At 43.2% G+C, this 15,714-nt stretch carries 15 protein-coding genes; 10 read left to right on the top strand and 5 right to left on the bottom strand.

Annotated elements, in window-relative coordinates:
• Nucleotides 1–8: 8 nt before the first annotated feature.
• On the bottom strand, nucleotides 9–1,199 hold the full coding sequence (locus G626_RS0112780) for an ABC transporter ATP-binding protein (RefSeq protein ID WP_022933183.1): 1,191 nt from the start codon (nucleotides 1,197–1,199) through the stop codon (nucleotides 9–11).
• A 353-nt stretch (nucleotides 1,200–1,552) separates the two neighbouring features.
• Here G626_RS0112780 and rplM point away from each other — a divergent pair, with 353 nt between their 5' ends.
• The 3 genes from rplM (at nucleotide 1,553) to G626_RS16690 (ending at nucleotide 3,122) form a co-directional block, all read left to right on the top strand.
• Complete coding sequence (gene rplM, locus G626_RS0112775; protein ID WP_022933182.1) at nucleotides 1,553–1,981, top strand: 50S ribosomal protein L13; 429 nt, start codon at nucleotides 1,553–1,555, stop codon at nucleotides 1,979–1,981.
• A gap of 15 nt (nucleotides 1,982–1,996) precedes the next feature.
• The gene (gene rpsI, locus G626_RS0112770) at nucleotides 1,997–2,389 is read left to right on the top strand and encodes a 30S ribosomal protein S9 (protein WP_022933181.1); all 393 of its coding nucleotides are present in this window, start codon (nucleotides 1,997–1,999) and stop codon (nucleotides 2,387–2,389) included.
• Nucleotides 2,390–2,522: 133 nt separating this feature from the next.
• Nucleotides 2,523–3,122, top strand: coding sequence for a regulatory protein RecX (locus G626_RS16690; protein ID WP_022933180.1), 600 nt, complete (start codon nucleotides 2,523–2,525; stop codon nucleotides 3,120–3,122).
• Between the two features lie 58 nt (nucleotides 3,123–3,180).
• Here the strand turns inward: G626_RS16690 and G626_RS0112760 are convergent, their stop codons facing one another.
• Nucleotides 3,181–5,388 (bottom strand): alpha-galactosidase, encoded by a 2,208-nt coding sequence (locus G626_RS0112760; RefSeq protein ID WP_022933179.1) that lies wholly within the window; start codon nucleotides 5,386–5,388, stop codon nucleotides 3,181–3,183.
• Between the two features lie 45 nt (nucleotides 5,389–5,433).
• Here G626_RS0112760 and G626_RS0112755 point away from each other — a divergent pair, with 45 nt between their 5' ends.
• The 4 genes from G626_RS0112755 (at nucleotide 5,434) to ilvN (ending at nucleotide 10,664) form a co-directional block, all read left to right on the top strand.
• Nucleotides 5,434–6,357: a 3'-5' exonuclease gene (locus tag G626_RS0112755; protein ID WP_022933178.1), complete on the top strand. Its 924-nt coding sequence runs from the start codon at nucleotides 5,434–5,436 to the stop codon at nucleotides 6,355–6,357.
• Between the two features lie 3 nt (nucleotides 6,358–6,360).
• The gene (locus G626_RS0112750) at nucleotides 6,361–7,332 is read left to right on the top strand and encodes a DUF368 domain-containing protein (RefSeq protein ID WP_022933177.1); all 972 of its coding nucleotides are present in this window, start codon (nucleotides 6,361–6,363) and stop codon (nucleotides 7,330–7,332) included.
• A 217-nt stretch (nucleotides 7,333–7,549) separates the two neighbouring features.
• The gene (gene thrA, locus G626_RS0112745; RefSeq protein ID WP_027727182.1) at nucleotides 7,550–10,054 is read left to right on the top strand and encodes a bifunctional aspartate kinase/homoserine dehydrogenase I; all 2,505 of its coding nucleotides are present in this window, start codon (nucleotides 7,550–7,552) and stop codon (nucleotides 10,052–10,054) included.
• 121 nt (nucleotides 10,055–10,175) lie between these two features.
• On the top strand, nucleotides 10,176–10,664 hold the full coding sequence (gene ilvN / locus G626_RS0112740; RefSeq protein WP_022933175.1) for an acetolactate synthase small subunit: 489 nt from the start codon (nucleotides 10,176–10,178) through the stop codon (nucleotides 10,662–10,664).
• Nucleotides 10,665–10,755: 91 nt separating this feature from the next.
• Here ilvN and G626_RS0112735 read toward each other — a convergent pair whose 3' ends face one another.
• Nucleotides 10,756–11,175: a hypothetical protein gene (locus G626_RS0112735; RefSeq protein ID WP_156003333.1), complete on the bottom strand. Its 420-nt coding sequence runs from the start codon at nucleotides 11,173–11,175 to the stop codon at nucleotides 10,756–10,758.
• A 44-nt stretch (nucleotides 11,176–11,219) separates the two neighbouring features.
• Here G626_RS0112735 and G626_RS17695 point away from each other — a divergent pair, with 44 nt between their 5' ends.
• The gene (locus tag G626_RS17695; RefSeq protein WP_022933173.1) at nucleotides 11,220–13,079 is read left to right on the top strand and encodes a hypothetical protein; all 1,860 of its coding nucleotides are present in this window, start codon (nucleotides 11,220–11,222) and stop codon (nucleotides 13,077–13,079) included.
• A gap of 77 nt (nucleotides 13,080–13,156) precedes the next feature.
• On the opposite strand, the gene G626_RS16680 is transcribed toward G626_RS17695, so the two are convergent.
• The gene (locus G626_RS16680; protein WP_022933172.1) at nucleotides 13,157–13,756 is read right to left on the bottom strand and encodes an MBL fold metallo-hydrolase; all 600 of its coding nucleotides are present in this window, start codon (nucleotides 13,754–13,756) and stop codon (nucleotides 13,157–13,159) included.
• Nucleotides 13,753–14,433 (bottom strand): pentapeptide repeat-containing protein, encoded by a 681-nt coding sequence (locus G626_RS16675; RefSeq protein ID WP_022933171.1) that lies wholly within the window; start codon nucleotides 14,431–14,433, stop codon nucleotides 13,753–13,755. The genes G626_RS16680 and G626_RS16675 overlap by 4 nt, the downstream gene beginning before the upstream one ends.
• A 45-nt stretch (nucleotides 14,434–14,478) precedes the next feature.
• On the opposite strand from G626_RS16675, the gene G626_RS0112715 reads away from it, so the two are divergent.
• Both G626_RS0112715 and murI read left to right on the top strand, forming a co-directional pair.
• Nucleotides 14,479–14,760, top strand: a complete 282-nt coding sequence (locus G626_RS0112715; protein WP_022933170.1) for a hypothetical protein — start codon at nucleotides 14,479–14,481, stop codon at nucleotides 14,758–14,760.
• A gap of 88 nt (nucleotides 14,761–14,848) precedes the next feature.
• The gene (murI, locus tag G626_RS0112710) at nucleotides 14,849–15,700 is read left to right on the top strand and encodes a glutamate racemase (RefSeq protein WP_022933169.1); all 852 of its coding nucleotides are present in this window, start codon (nucleotides 14,849–14,851) and stop codon (nucleotides 15,698–15,700) included.
• Nucleotides 15,701–15,714 lie beyond the last annotated feature (14 nt).

The raw sequence follows: 15,714 nt of genomic DNA, 5'->3' as shown, positions 1-15,714 counted from the left end.
ACGCAAACCTATTTCTCAATATCTTCAACGATATATGCATCTTCTGCAGACCAGGAAACATATACCTTGTCTTTCCACTGAATTACAGGACCATCATCCATATAGTCAGTATGCTGCTTGAAAACCTTAATGACTTTGCCTGTGTCGAGCTTAACATAGAACTTAGACTGGAAGCCTGAATAGATAGGCTCTTCTACAACACCGCTGAAAACGTTGATATCTGTGCGTCCGCCTGTAGAAGGTGGCTCAAGAGTAATACGGATTTTTTCAGGTCGGATTGTGAAGGCAACCTTCTGGCCCTTGTCTGTGTGCTCGTAGTCTGTAACCTGCATAAAGCGGTCAAGGGCAGCTTCTGCGGCAGTATCAGTTGCAAGAGGAGCCTGTTTTCCGAGTTCCGGAACGCTGAGGGTAGCCATAAAATCGTCGTTACCGGCTGCATCCTTGTGAGGAACGCAGTCTACAACTTCGGCATCAAAGAGGTTAGTTTCACCAATAAACTGGGCAACAAACTGAGTTGCAGGGCTTTCGTAAATTTCGTATGGAGTTCCAATCTGAAGTACATGGCCTGCATTCATAACTGCAATGCGGTCAGAAACAGAAAGAGCTTCGCTCTGGTCGTGTGTTACATAGATAAATGTAATACCAATCTGGTCGTGGAGACGGTCCAGATCAATAAGAAGATTGGCGCGGAGCTTTGCATCCAGGGCAGAAAGAGGCTCATCGAGCAGTAATACCTTTGGCTCATTGATGAGGGCGCGGGCAATTGCTACACGCTGCTTCTGGCCACCGGAAAGCTGGTTAGGCTTTTTGTCTATATGCTGATCCAGCTGTACAAGATGTACGTATTCGCGAACCTTTTTATCAATTTCATCTTTTGGAAGTTTTTTCAGACGTAATGAGAATGCAACGTTCTCATAAACAGTCATGTGAGGAAAAAGTGCGTATGTCTGAAAAACTGTGTTTGATTCGCGCTTATCCGGCGGAAGCGGAATTACATTCTTGTCATCAAAAAGAACAACTCCGTCATCTGGAGATTCAAAACCTGCAATAATGCGGAGAAGGGTAGTTTTTCCGCAGCCAGAAGGACCAAGAAGAGAAAAGAACTCTCCCGGCTTAATAGTAAAGTTGATGTCATCCAAGGCAACAAAGTCGCCGAATCTTTTGGATACATGATCAATGGTAACCTGACTTCCTTTCACTCAAGTAACCTCAATCTAATAATGATTGTCCTTACGGACATCCTGCAAACGCAGGGCTTAACACCAAATCAAAAACTTAGCAAGCCTGGGTCGTTTTCTCAATTAATAATGTCTAAAGCATAAAATGCAACATATATACAATTATGTCAATAACATTTTTTTAAATTTTTACTATTAGCAAAGATGTAAAAATGAGTCTGTTCTGCATTGACACAAACCTTGGAAATCTGATAATATACTTTACCCGTTATTGGATTTTTGACTGCTCATCTTAAATCCAAGGCAGTTTTGGGGTAAGATGCAAAAGCTCCAAAGCCGCAGATAAACTTTAATTTTTTATAGTAAGGTATATCATGGAAACTATTTTTGTAAAAGAATACGACCAGCCACGCAAATGGTATGTTATTGACGCTGCTGGTAAACCTCTTGGACGTGTTGCTGCAAAGGCTGCTTATATTGCACGCGGAAAGAACAAGGCAACTTACACAAAGAATCAGCTTATGGGTGATTTCGTAGTAATCATCAATGCAGAAAAAGCTGTTGTAACTGGTGGAAAAGAGCAGAAGAAGATTTATTATCACCACACAGGATTCGTTGGTGGTCTCCGCGCTCACACTTATGAAAAGCTTTTGGAAAAACATCCTACAGACCCAATGGCAATCGCTGTTGCTGGTATGCTTCCACACGGAAGACTTGGCCGCAAGATGATGGACAATGTTAAGATTTATGCTGGTGCTGAGCATCCACATGCTGCACAGAATCCACAGCCAGTTGAGCTGTAATACGGGGGATAGAAAATGGTAAAGAATATTGCTATTGGTACAGGAAGAAGAAAGACAGCTGTTGCCCGCGTATTTGTTCGCGACGGCTCAGGAAAAATCGTTGTAAACGGTAAAGATGTAAAAGAATACTTTGCAACTGCAGAACAGATTCAGGTTGTTCAGCAGCCTCTCTTGGTAACTTCTATGGGTGCTAAGTATGACGTTCTTATCAACGTACAGGGTGGCGGTATGAACGGCCAGGCAGCAGCTTGCTTGCATGGTATTTCACGCGCTCTCGTTCAGATTGATCCAGATGCTCGTACATCTCTCAAGGCTAACGGATACCTCACACGCGATTCTCGTATGGTTGAGCGTAAGAAGTACGGACAGAAGGGTGCTCGCCGCCGCTTCCAGTTCTCAAAGCGTTAGTCGATAACTTGCTTGTTATCTTCAGTCGAAGATATGTCATCTTCGGGCTCGACCCGAAGATCTACAAAACACGGTCGTTTGGCCGTGTTTTTTTTTGCTTGACCCTATATAAAAAAACACACACAATAATCGTATGGTTGTAAAAACTCTTGTAGAATCGTCTTATTCAGGGATGTTTAAGTTTACTCCTGAAGAAGGAAGTTCATTCTATATACGTAAAGAATATTTACCTGAAGGCTTGTTTGATAAAATTGATGTTGGTGTTGAGTTTGACGAGGAACAGGTGGACCTTCTTATGGACGCCGGCCTTACCTGTGCAGTTGAGCTTAAGGCTGTGGGCTATCTGGCTCGTGCGGAGCAGAGCCGCTTTGGGCTTACTCGTAAATTAATTGAAAAGAAATATGATAAAAAATATGTTGAAGCGGCGCTGACCTATCTTGAGGGGCGGGGCTATCTGAGTGACCTCCGCTTTGCTACAGCATGGCTTAATACGCGAAAAATAAATCATTTTGAAGGAAGAAGCAGGCTGGCGGCAGAACTGGCGTCACGAGGTATTGCGCGGGATGTTGCAGGCAAAGCCCTGGATGAGTTTTTTTCTGAAAATGATGAAGATGAGATTTGTCGCAAGGCCTATGAAAAATTATCGAAAAGTAAATCCGGAGAAAAACTGACCGCGGCTCTTATGAGGGCTGGATTTTCATTAAAACAGATAAAAATCATTTCTGAAAACTAGTCACCCCGAACTTGTTTCGGGGTCCCCTTGTATAGATGCTGAAATAAATTCAGCATGACTAGCATTCTTCTATATATATTAATTGTGCCTGAAAGTCTCCCCAGTCTCGGCGAAGCGGGATTCCTGCTTTTGCAAGTGTGAGACCGGAGAGTTCCATCGGCTGGAACTTTGTCTGATCTTCATCCGGCCAGGTAACGCGGTATTTTGCTTCCGGTTTAAGGCCTGCGATTTTTATAAATCGTGTCTTATAATTTGGATGATTTAGAACCTGCACAAAAGTAACAAGTGCCTTTGACTTATCCTTTGCAATGCTAGCCCAGCAATCATACTCATTATTTTCGCTGTAGCTGGCAATGCGGCTGTAGTCACCGTTACGAACTAAATCACTAAACTTCTTATATAAGGCAACCTGGCCTGGAATCATGGCTCTTTCTTCTGCCGGCAGTTTTGTAATGTCCAGTTCGTAGCCGAAGGTGCCGCTGAGGGCAACGTAGCCGCGGGTTTTAAAAGGAGTTACGCGGCCACAGGCATGGTTAGGGCAGACTGACACATGGGCTCCCATTGTAGAAAGCGGATAAACCAGGGCTGTTCCTTCCTGAATGGCAAGACGCTCAATTGCATCTGTGTCGTCACTGCACCAGATCTGCGGGCTGTAAAAGAACATACCAGGGTCAAAACGTGCGCCGCCGCCGGAACAGTTTTCAAGCAGAAGCTTTGGGAACTCGGTGATCAATCGTTCCTGCAGGCGGTAAACGGCAAGCACGTAGCGGTGGTAGAACTCACCAAGCTGGTCTGCCGGCAGTTGCACCGAACCAATGTCTGTGAGCTGGCGGTTCATATCCCATTTTACATATTCGATGTTTGCGCTGCGAAGGATTTTTGCAACGCTCTCGTAAGTGTAATCTTCAACTTCTTTTCTTGTTATGTCGAGTACCAGCTGCTGGCGGCTCATACCAGGCTCGCGGCCAGGAATCTGAATTGCCCAGTCGGGGTGAGCACGGTACAAATCAGAATCCGGTGAAATCATTTCCGGCTCAAACCAGATGCCGAACTTCATGCCTAACTTGTTTACTTCGTCAACTAAGTGCTTGAGGCCGCCTTTGATTTTGTTTTCGTTTACAATCCAGTCGCCAAGACTTGAGTCATCAAAGGAGCGGTGACCGAACCAGCCGTCATCCATTACAAGCATTTCGATTCCGTCTTTTGAAGCTTCGCGGGCAATATCAATCAGCTTGTCTGTATCGAAATTAAAATAGGTTGCTTCCCAGTTGTTGATGAGAATTGGACGAGGCGACTTTTTATAAGGGGAGCGGATCAGGTGTTCGCGGTAGAGGTCGTGGAAGGTATGGCTCATGCCGTTAAGACCGTTATCAGAATAAACAAGAACAGCCTGAGGAGTGTAGAAGTCGCAACCTGGCTCCAGCTTCCAGCTAAAGTTTTCAGGATTGATTCCCATTACGGCGCGCACGTTATTAAACTGATTTTTCTGAACGTCTGCAATAAAGTTTCCGGAGTAAATAAAGTTGATTCCGTAAACGCGGCCGGAGTCCCAGTCTGCCTTGTGGTCCAGCAGGGCAAGGAAAGGATGCTCCTGATGGCTGGTCTCACCGCGGTTAGAGCAGACACCTTGTTTTCCCATATGCACTGGCCGACGGTCAATGTGACGTTCGCGGGCCCAGGAACCGTGCAGGGTAATTACATCAAAACCATCATCATCAATATCAAGGGCAAGGGAAAGAGCCTTTTTGAGGAAGAGTGTTTTGCTTCCATTATTTTTGATTTTTACAGAGCGGACGATGGCATCAAGCTTTTCAAAAACTGTGTATATAATAGTAACTTCTGCATCAAGAATATCATCAGTGGCGGTAAGATCGAGGACAGAGCACTCATCTGCTGAGCCGAAAACGGCCGGTAAGCCCGGCAGAGGTTGCGCCCCAGCGGAAATCTTATGGCTCTTATATTTCAATTCAATGGCATTGTGGCCTTCTGCATCGCAAACGGCCAGGGCAGACTCTCTGTAATCACCAAGCCCGTCGGTCGGCAGCTCCTGTGGAAAGAAGTCGAGGAAGGAGCCTTTCTCACGGAAAATCGCATTATCAGAAAAGCCGTATTCCTTGTTGCGGGTAAGGTAAGAAACATCATCGTCTCCAATCTTGCTTCCATAATAAGCATGGCCAATATAGCCCCGCTCGTTGATGAAAATAGCATAAGTTGAGCCGGGTGTGTCTAAACGGAAAGTATTTGTTTTTGAATTAAATGAAATCATAATACATGGATTGTAACCCTAAAGAATAATATGTACAATAGAAGAATGAATCACAAGAGTTTTGTATTTTTTGACTGTGAGTGCGCCAATACCTTTGACGGCGTGGGAAAAATCTGTTCGCTTGGTTATGTGATTTGCGACGACGATTTGAATATTATTGAAAGCGAAGATGTTGTAATGAATCCGGAATGCGATTTTGACTGGTATCTGCTTTCGGGAAAGGGCGACTGTAAGCTTGCTTATTCTAAAGACTACTTCCGCGAAAAGCCTAACTACGAGGCTTACTATAAGGATATCAAAAAACTTTTTACAACCGGCAACCGCTACATTGCGGGCTTTGCAGTAAGCAACGACGTGGGCTTTGTGAATGATGCTAACGAACGCTATGAGCTGCCTTACATTCAGTTCCGGGCTTTTGATCTTGAGCGCTACCTGGAACGCAAATACGAAAAAAAGCAGAAGCTTGTAGAGTGGGCTACTGAGTTTGGCGTAAATGTTGCAAAGTATCAGAGTCATAAATCTGAGGACGATGCAATTATGACTATGCTTTGTCTTAAGGCTGAGTGCATGAGGTCTGGACAGAGTGTTGAAGAGATTATGACCAGTGCCGAAGGAAAGAAATGTTTTGTTTCCAATGAGCAGATTCTTGAACAGGCAGCAGAGCGTGCTTACCGACGCGAGATGACTGAAAAAATCAAACGCCTCTACGGTAAGGTTTCTCCTATGCCGCATTTTAAGACAGTGGTGGGAGAACGCTTTGAACTGGATCATAAAATTTTGAAAGATGTAGATGCAGCCTTTGAACTTGTAAAAAAGATTTATGACAACGGGGGATCAACAGGCGAGCATCTTACTGGTAAAGGAACTGCAGTTTTTGAAAATGAGCCTCATCCTGAATTTCGCAAGAAAATTGAAAAGCGCGGGCTTAATATCATGCTGCTCGAAGAACTTGAAGGAAAGTTGAAATAGCCTATGTTAAATATTGTAAGACTTTTTTTTATTGGTATTGCTGTTGGTATGGCAAATGTAATTCCCGGAGTTTCTGGTGGAACTCTGGCTGTAGTTTTTAATATTTATGACCAGTTTATAAATGCCATTACTTTTAACGTAAAAAATATCTGGCATAACCGCCGCTTTGTTTTTCCTATGCTGGGCGGAATGGCTCTGGGTGTTCTGATTTTCAGTAAGCTTATCAGTCTGCTTTATTCGAACTTTCCATTTCAGACAAACTGTTTTTTTACCGGCCTGATTCTGGGAAGCATTCCTCTGCTGTATTCACTTATGATTAAGGGCGGAAAAAAGAATGATGTGGTTTCGACAGGCTCAACCACCGCGGGAGCAGGCCCGGACACTGCGGGAGCAGGCTTGGCCACCGCGGGAGGTGCTTCTGTTCCTGTCGCACGGATTATCAGTCTTCTTTTGTGTGCCCTTGCAGGCTTTGTAATCATAATGGTCTTTTTTTATCTTGAGAAAAAGTTTGATAAAGACTCTATCGAAAATATGATTTTACCGGACTGGACTGTAATGCTTGCCTTACGGATTTTTATTGCAGGTTTTATCGGGGCTATTGCAATGATTATTCCGGGCATTTCAGGTTCTCTTTTAATGCTCATGATGGGGGTCTACACAATCATAATTACTGCAATTCCAGCTCTCTTTGAACCATCGACTTTCACCAGGGCTCTCTTCTTACTGCTTCCTAATGGAGCAGGAGTTTTGCTTGGACTTTTGTGCGGAGCCAAGGCAATCGGCCTGCTTTTTAAAAAACTGCCGCATCAGACTTATGCAGTAATTTTTGGATTAATCTGCGGTTCTGTTTTTGTGATTTTCCCAGGCCTGTCTGGCTTTACCGCTCCTGTAAGCTGCATCACTTCTGTGCTTTGCATAATTGCCGGAGCTGCAATGTCTTTCTTTTCAGCAAAATTTGAACCGAAGTCAAACTGATGGATTGCTTCGCTGCGCTCGCAATGACGATAATTGTTGTCATTGCGAGGCCGAAGGCCGTGGCAATCCATATGTCATTGCCATTTTTTTGTCAAAGCATTACTATATTATTTAATATTTTTACAACAGCTGACAACCGACCCGCTGGTCTGCCTTGTGCGCGGTGGAGCTCGCCCGGATGTTCGGGGAAATTGCGGTTTTCAGCGGGAAGGTATTTATGATTACTCTTAAGTTCGGCGGCACATCAATGGCCAACGCCCGCCGCATTCTGGCTTCCAGCGAGATTATAATTTCTCGTGCAAAGGAAGACCGTCTTTCTGTTGTCGTAAGCGCGGCAGCTGGTGTTTCAAATACATTACAATCTGCAATCGACGCTTGTACCGGTGGAATTGCCGGAACCAATTACGTAAACGACATCCGCAACACTCACAACGAGATTTGTCTTGAACTGCAGTCTAAGCTTCCTGGCTTTGATGCAGAAAAAACAATGGCTCGTCTTGAGCCTAATTTTACTGAACTCGAAAAACTCCTCGCCGGCTGTGTTTCATTCGGCGAGTGTCCTGATACTGTTCACTGCCGCATTATGGGTATGGGAGAACTCCTCTCGGCACCTATTATGGAAAATGTCCTGCTTGCAAAAAAGCAGAGTGTAATCTTCCTCGACAGCCGCAAGTTTGTTTTCACAACCGGCAACCAGAAAGAGGGAGAAGCTGATTATTCTGCATGTAATGAAGCATGTGCTCCATTCCGTGACGGCGCTTCACCGGCTCAGACCCGCATTCTTCTTTTCCCGGGCTTTATCTGTACATGGTCTGGCGGACACGGTACTAAGCCTGTTATGGGGCTCCTTGGCCGCAACGGTTCTGATTTCTCTGCTGCAATTATTGGTGCAAGCCTTCGTGTAAAGCGTGTTGAGTTCTGGACTGATGTTGACGGTGTTTATACAGCTGATCCACGTGTAGTAAAAGATGCAATCCTCGTAGACGATATGTCTTATGAAGAAGCTATGGAGCTTTCATTCTTTGGTTCTAAGGTACTTCATCCAAAAACAATTGCACCTCTTCAGGCAAAGGGAATTGAAGCATGGAGCTTGAACAGCCACAATCCTAGTGCCCGCGGAACACGTATTGGTAAGGGACCTTTTGAAAGCCGTGGAAAGTCAAGCATCTGTGGTATTTCTTCGCTCAAGCACGTAAGCATGATCAGCGTGGGTGGTTCCCTTATGCGCGGCCGCACAGGTATGGCTAGTAAGATTTTCTCTGCCGTTTCAAGCGCAGGCAGCTCTATTCTTTTGATTACTCAGTCATCTTCTGAATATACAATTTCTTTCTGTGTACGCGACAGCGAGGCAGATGTAGTAAGAGATGCTCTTGAAGCTAAGTTCGAGCTTGAAATCCGCGAAAAGCTGATTGATGCAATTGATGTTCGCAAGGATTGCGCAATCGTCAGCGTTGTTGGTGACGGCATGATTGCTAACCGCGGTGTTGCAGGAAAGTTCCTCAATGCTCTTTCAAGTCAGGATATCAATATTCTGGCCATTGCTCAGGGCTCAAGTGAGCGTTGTATTTCTGCTGTAATTGAAAATGAATATGCTGATACTGCCGTAAAAGCCGTTCATCAGTTCTTCTTCCACACAGCTCAGACAATCGAAGTATTTGCCTTTGGTGCCGGAACTATCGGTGGAACAATGATTGACCAGATCCGCGACCAGCGCGAGAAATTGTTGAAAGAAAATGTTGATATCAAGGTTCTCTGTATAACAACAATCGATGGTATGCTTTTGAATGAAGACGGCCTCGACCTTTCTAACTGGCGCGACCAGATGAAAAAGCCTGACTTCCCGTTCAACTCAAATCAGAATGTTGATGATATCATCAAGTTTGTAAAAGAGAAGAAGCCTCTGAATCCGGTCTTTGTTGACTGTACTGCAAGCTACGATTTGCCAGAGCGCTACCTTGATATTCTTAATGCCGGTATGAGCATCGCAACTCCAAACAAGCGTGCAAACTCTATGGACATTAAATTCTACCACGAGCTCCGCCGTACAGCAAACAAGATGCACCGCCGCTTCCTCTACGAGACAAACGTTGGTGCAGGACTTCCTATCATCGATACTCTGCAGAACCTTTATAAATCTGGTGATAAGCTTGAAAGCTTCAACGGAATTATGTCTGGTTCTCTTTCATACATTTTTGGAAAACTCGACGAGGGCGTTCCATTCAGTAAAGCCGTTCTTGAAGCAAAAGAACTCCGCTACACTGAGCCTGACCCACGCGACGACTTGAACGGAATGGATGTTGCCCGCAAGGGACTTATCATTGCCCGCGAATCTGGTTATGACATTGAGCTTTCTGACATTCAGATGTTCAAGGTATTCCCGGATTCCTTCGATTCAAGTGGAACTGTTGAAGAGTTCTTAAAGAAGCTTCCTGAAGTTGATGACTACTTTGCAAAGAAAATTGCCGACCTCAAAAAGAAGGGTAAGGTTCTCCGCATGGGTGCAACAATCAAAGACGGTAAGGTTAGCGTTGGTATGATGGAAGTAGGTCAGGACGATCCTTTGTACAGCGTAAAAGGTGGAGAGAACGCCTTTGTATTCTACACAGAGCGTTACCAGCCTATTCCTTTGACTGTCCGCGGATACGGTGCAGGTGCAGGAGTTACAGCTGCCGGTGTATTTGGAGATATTCTGAGAACAGTTTCGTTTAATCCTGAGAGATAGAAATTGTCGATAAATACGGTGGTTGAGTGCTCGCAAAGCGAGCGTATCGAAACCACCGGTTTTCAATGATGTGGTTTCGATACGGCCTCTGGCCTACTCAACCACCGTATTTGGAGTTATTATGGAAAAATACGTACTTAGCGTTTTAGTAGAAAACAAAACCGGTGTACTTAGCCGTGTGTCAGGGCTTTTCAGCCGCCGCGGTTATAACATCGACTCGCTTACAGTTTGTGCGACTAACAATCCTGAGCAGAGTCGTATGACAATTGTTGTAAAGGGTGACGAGCATATTCTTGACCAGATTCAAAAGCAGCTTGCCAAGCTCGAAGAAGTAATCGCAATCAAAAAGTGCGAAACTTCAAGTTCTGTTCAGCGCGAAATGTCTCTCATTAAGGTTCGTGCCGAGGCAAGTAACCGTGGCACAATCATTGAGACTGCAGACATCTACAAGGCTCGAATCGTGGATGTAAGCCTGGAATCAGTTATTATAGAAATTACCGGAAGCGAAGAGAAGGTGGAAAGCCTTTTACGCCTGCTCGAGCCTTATGGAATTCTTGAGTATGTTCGCACAGGTCTTACTTCTCTTGATAGAGGTTCGGGAGTTATGTGAGAGACCCTGAACCCTGAACTTGTTTCAGGGGCAGGGCGACAGAGTTGTGTCATGCTGATCCTGAAACAAGTTCAGGATGACATTTCAGCATCTATTTCAACTTACACCAGACAGACTTTGAAATACTTTTTGCGTGCGGGCCTTCGTCCTGCACAAGACCAAGCCGGAAGACTTTAAGCTGTCTTACCGGCTTTTCTTTTAGTGCCGCGATTTCTGAATCTGTAAAAATTTTACCCTTGTGTAAACAAACTAACGTTAGTTTGGAATTAATCTGCACATTGCTGCATTCAATCAAGACCGGGCAGTATATGGTTTCTCCGGAAAAACTCAATTCTCCAATCTGCGCCTTCTGTATTAAAGCCTTGTCTTTGAGGTTAAAATCTCCAAGCTCAATCCAGAGAGGAATCTTGCTGTAGATAATTCTTCCATCTTCGTATAAGGCTGCGATTATTTCTTTCTGCAAATCAGTGAAAAATAATTCATCATTAGGATGCATTAAAAGTGCGGTCATAAGGGGAGTATAACTTTTTTTGTATATTTGGTATAGTTTTAAATATGAAATTGCCTAAGTTGAATCTTAAATTACAAAAAACAAACATAAAATTACCAGAATTGACAAAATCTCAATGGATTCTTTCTATTGCAGTAACTATATTTCTTTTACTTGATATTATCGCAGGAATTATTCTTCTTGCAAACAAAAACAAATCTGCAGTGCGTATTGTTTGTGGTAATCAGGCAATGACAAGGCTTTATGCCCTGGATTCTGCTGCTTCAAAAGGTACTGTAAACGAAGGCTATGCAAACTTCAAATTTTCTAAAGAGCAGAAAGATTATTTTTATAAAACTTACCAGGAAAATGGGTCGGTAGCATTAACCGTATGCCTTCAGCTTATTCCTACAAAAAAGCAAAAACAGCTTCTGGAATCTGATGCAGAAACTGTATTCAGATACGGTTTTTTAGGAAATGACGATTTTACGATTCAGGGAAAATACATAAAGAAAAAGTACCCTGATATAAAGCGCATTCAGATTCAGGGAGATGAAAAAAAAGCTCCAGAAGTCTTTGACCTTTCTTTTGCTGTTCAAAAAAATGACAATATTGAAAAATATATTCCTAACGGTTTTTATGTTTATTCTACTGTTCGTTGTAGAATTGTAGCGGCTGCGGTTGTTCCTGCAGAAATTGGCTTTGATGTAACAAAAGAAATTCCTTTTTACGGTTTTGCCTGCAACGGAGGCCTTGTTGATTTTGAAAATAAGGGCTTTGATTTTTCCGGAACTTCCATGGTATTCCCTGTGCAGAGTAGTGCAAAACAGACAATGCCTGAGTACAGACTGGTGCTTTCAGAAAATCCTGACCTCAAAACTACCCGTGAGCATTCTGTAAAAATTCTGATGAATGCTGGCGGTGAAAAACTCTACATAAATAATGTAAACGCTGCCCGCGAAATTATAATTCCGGCTGCAGCTCTAAATGCACCTTTTTCCCGTACCGAACTTGCTGAGAATGCAAACTGCGTTGAATCTCTTATTATGAGGGGTACAAAAGCTCTTGCTTCAGATGAAGGAGAGATTCTTGAACCAATCCGCACAGATCCGGGGCTTATCTTAAATTATAAAAGTTCTCAGTGGCGTACTCTGGATTATGAGATTTACGAATGGGACCGCTTTCCTCAGATTCTCTTTTTCGATACAAGAAATTATGAAGTTCAGGACAGACTTTTTCGCCGTCTTGCTTTCTTTGTAGAAAAACAGGGCTATAAAGGCCGCCTGCTGACTAACGAAGAACTTGGTGATATGCACGGCTATAATGCTCACGATTATAGTGCAGAATCAATGGCGAGATTTTTTAATAAGGCCACTGAGCTTAATTTCCCTTTGAACGAAGAAGAACTTTTACTCAAACGAATTCTTATTCATAACGGACTTTTTGAAGATGACGGAATTTATGTAAAGGCAAATGAAGGCGGCCTTGTTTCTATTTCTCGCGAAACACCTGGCTGGAGCCGTACAAACTTACTTGCTCATGAAGGCTGGCATACAATTTTCTTCCGCGATGCAGAGTTCCGTAATTTTGTTTCTGCAGTTTATTATACCTTCGACCCGACCTCGCGAGACTTCCTTATTGATTACTTTAAGTCTCAGCCAAGTCTTGGTTATGACATTAATGACGAATATCTTATGCACAATGAATTTATGGCTTATATAATGCAGCAGCGGCTTTCTGAAGTTGCAAAGTATTTTGTTCATCTTGCTAACCGTGGCACTGTAATAAAGTTTACTCCGGACCTTGCAGCCTATATCAGAAAAACAGAAGGCCGTGGCTTCGAAGATGCTGCCACAGCCCTTAATGATTTTGTTTATGATAAGTACGGAATTGTCTGCGGTAATATTGCCTTAGTGAATAGATAACATGTGATTTCGATACACCGCTTCGCGGCACTCAATCACCGGTGGTTGAGTAGCCCGAAGGGCGTATCGAAACCACCTTAGCTTCTTATCCTGTCATTCTGCGGACTCTGGATCATATTCTTAAAGTCTGCAGTAAAGGCTTTTACGGCTCCGAGTGTTGTTGGAGGTCCGTGGCCTGGCATTAAAATTACATTGTCCTGCTGAGAAAAAATTTTCTTTTCAATATTTGATTTTAAGATATATTCAGAATAACTTGAGTTAGTACTTCCTATTTCGCCAGCCGAAAGAATATCACCTGTAAACATGATGTTACCGATTTCATAAACAACTGAGTCTGAAGTGTGACCAGGAAGCGACATATACTTAACAATCATTTTTGCAATTTTGATTGTGCCGTCACCAGAGATTACAGTTGTGTCTTCACCGGCTACTTCCCAGTCGGCTGCAAAAATCTTCGGCGAATATATTTTACGCAGGGTGTGAAGTCCTCCTGCATGAGATCCGTGATTGTGGGTAATCAAAACTGCAACCAGTTTAAGATGATTATCTTCTATACGAGAAATTATTTCTTCTGTAATTTTTCCCGGATCTATGATAAGGGCTTCAGAAGTCTTTTCATTTACAACAATATAGCAGTTAGAAAAACCGCTCAGATTCAGATGGAAGTAAACTTTCATAAGCGGTCTCCATCTACAATTGAATTACCAAATGATAAATCCTTTTCGAGAGGAGTTTTACCTTCCGGTGTAAAAAGAGCTTCTCGTGTGTTTGACATTTTGAAAGAAACATTGCTTCTTTTTGAATCGTAAAACAATGATTTTTTTAAGTTACAGTTTCTGAAGGAAGTATCTGTCAAAGTTGCGGCAATAAAGCGGCTGCTGAAAAGGTCTGAATCATCAAAGGAAGACTGATAGGCTTTAATACCGTTGAAATTGCTCTGAATGATATCACTGGAAGTAAAAAGCGTATGTGTAAAAGTCGCACCGGAAAAAGAGGTAAAGAGTGAATTACTTTTGATGAAAGAGCAGTCGTTGAAAATAGCAAAATCAAAAATACACATGCGAAGCAGAACGTTACTGGAACTGATGTTATTAAAAGTACAGTTTGTAAAGGTGCAACCGAAAAACTTTTTGTTTGAAAGGTCAATGTCGGAAAACAGAAGGCCGCTGACATTGAGACCAACTATCTTATCATGTTCTGCAATATACTTGTAAATATCTGCCTTGAATTTTCCAGGATCCGGAATATGATCCAGACAGTAGTTTTTGTCGTCTGTTATGTTTCCGTCCTTATCGAAGGTGGAAAGAGCGAGATTGCGGCAGTAATGTACAAGGCACTTATTCTGCGTGAACATAATTTTATTATAGTAGAAAATGCTAAAAAATGATACTATATAATTATGATTTGCTGGAAATGCCGAAAAGAAACGAATATCGAAAAGCCTGTACGCGGAGACGAATGTCCGTCTTGTCATGCTGATTTGCATGTCTGCAAGGCCTGCGACTTTTATGAAAGCGGGGCACACAATGATTGCCGCGAAAGCTCAGCCGACTTTGTAAATGACAAGGAAAGAGGAAACTTCTGCGATTATTTCAGGGCAAGCTCGAAAGGCCCGGCAGGTACTTCTGGTAATGACAAAGCTGCAGCAGCCCGCGATGCTTTTAACTCTTTGTTTAATTAATGAATGGATTGCTTCGTCGCTGCGCTCCTCGCAATGACGTGGATGTGTCATTGCGAGCGAAGCGAAGCAATCCATGTATTAGGAAATTATGACTGACTTTGTATTTATTGATTCCGGTGTTGGCGGAATTCCTTATATGACAACTCTTTTGCAGCGTGCCCCGGAGACAAAATGTGTCTACGTAGCTGATACCGCAAACTTTCCATATGGTGAAAAGACTCACGAGCAGGTAGTAAAATGTGTAACTGAGCTTGTTGAAAAAATCAACTCTCAGTTTGCTCCAAAAGTTATTGTTGTCGCCTGCAATACAATGAGCGTAAATGCTCTGGATGCTTTGCGGGAAAAATTTCCTGAGGTAAAATTTGTGGGAACCGTACCTGCCATTAAGCTTGCAGCAAGTCTTTCTAAAAAACGCCGCATAGGTCTTCTTGCTACAAAGGCTACCTGCGAAAATCCTTATAATATTGAGCTGAAAAATAAGTTTGCCAGCGATTGTACGATTGTAAACCGTCCTGACCCACAGCTTATTTCTTTTATTGAACATAATGCTTTTACTGCAAGCCGGGAAGAATGCCTCAAAGCCGTAAAGCCTGCGGTGGATTTTTTCCGCGGACAGGGGTGTGATGCAATTATTCTTGGTTGTACTCACTTTTTGAATTTTACTGATGTATTTGAAGAAGCCTGTAAACCGGATATTCGTGTGGTGGACTCGGTAGATGGTGTTGTGAGACATGCACTCGAGGTGGTTGAGTGCTCGCGCAGCGAGTGTATCGAAACCACCGTAAAAAATGTGGTTTCGATACGTCCTTCGGGCTACTCAACCACCGGTGGAACTCCAAATTTGTTTATAACAGGCTTCCGTGACATTGAGGAAGAAAATCAGTATAATGTGCTGTGTTCACGTTTTGGAATTAAATTCGGCGGTTTGCTGAGTAAATAGAAATAGAGGATGTA

Origin of the sequence: Treponema bryantii NK4A124, from assembly GCF_000421345.1 — a bacterium.
In the GTDB taxonomy this organism is placed as follows: domain Bacteria; phylum Spirochaetota; class Spirochaetia; order Treponematales; family Treponemataceae; genus Treponema_D; species Treponema_D bryantii_B.
This window is presented reverse-complemented; position numbering and strand designations above follow the sequence as displayed.

What these genes read in the sequence shown, in the direction of transcription:
- murI (WP_022933169.1), top strand. Translation starts at nt 14,849, where the DNA reads ATGACTGACTTTGTATTTATTGATTCCGGTGTTGGCGGAATTCCTTAT.
- G626_RS0112735 (WP_156003333.1), bottom strand. Translation starts at nt 11,175, where the DNA reads ATGACCGCACTTTTAATGCATCCTAATGATGAATTATTTTTCACTGAT.
- G626_RS16675 (WP_022933171.1), bottom strand. Translation starts at nt 14,433, where the DNA reads ATGTTCACGCAGAATAAGTGCCTTGTACATTACTGCCGCAATCTCGCT.
- G626_RS0112715 (WP_022933170.1), top strand. Translation starts at nt 14,479, where the DNA reads ATGATTTGCTGGAAATGCCGAAAAGAAACGAATATCGAAAAGCCTGTA.
- G626_RS16690 (WP_022933180.1), top strand. Translation starts at nt 2,523, where the DNA reads ATGGTTGTAAAAACTCTTGTAGAATCGTCTTATTCAGGGATGTTTAAG.
- G626_RS0112750 (WP_022933177.1), top strand. Translation starts at nt 6,361, where the DNA reads ATGTTAAATATTGTAAGACTTTTTTTTATTGGTATTGCTGTTGGTATG.
- G626_RS0112760 (WP_022933179.1), bottom strand. Translation starts at nt 5,388, where the DNA reads ATGATTTCATTTAATTCAAAAACAAATACTTTCCGTTTAGACACACCC.
- G626_RS16680 (WP_022933172.1), bottom strand. Translation starts at nt 13,756, where the DNA reads ATGAAAGTTTACTTCCATCTGAATCTGAGCGGTTTTTCTAACTGCTAT.
- rplM (WP_022933182.1), top strand. Translation starts at nt 1,553, where the DNA reads ATGGAAACTATTTTTGTAAAAGAATACGACCAGCCACGCAAATGGTAT.
- G626_RS0112755 (WP_022933178.1), top strand. Translation starts at nt 5,434, where the DNA reads ATGAATCACAAGAGTTTTGTATTTTTTGACTGTGAGTGCGCCAATACC.
- rpsI (WP_022933181.1), top strand. Translation starts at nt 1,997, where the DNA reads ATGGTAAAGAATATTGCTATTGGTACAGGAAGAAGAAAGACAGCTGTT.
- G626_RS17695 (WP_022933173.1), top strand. Translation starts at nt 11,220, where the DNA reads ATGAAATTGCCTAAGTTGAATCTTAAATTACAAAAAACAAACATAAAA.
- thrA (WP_027727182.1), top strand. Translation starts at nt 7,550, where the DNA reads ATGATTACTCTTAAGTTCGGCGGCACATCAATGGCCAACGCCCGCCGC.
- ilvN (WP_022933175.1), top strand. Translation starts at nt 10,176, where the DNA reads ATGGAAAAATACGTACTTAGCGTTTTAGTAGAAAACAAAACCGGTGTA.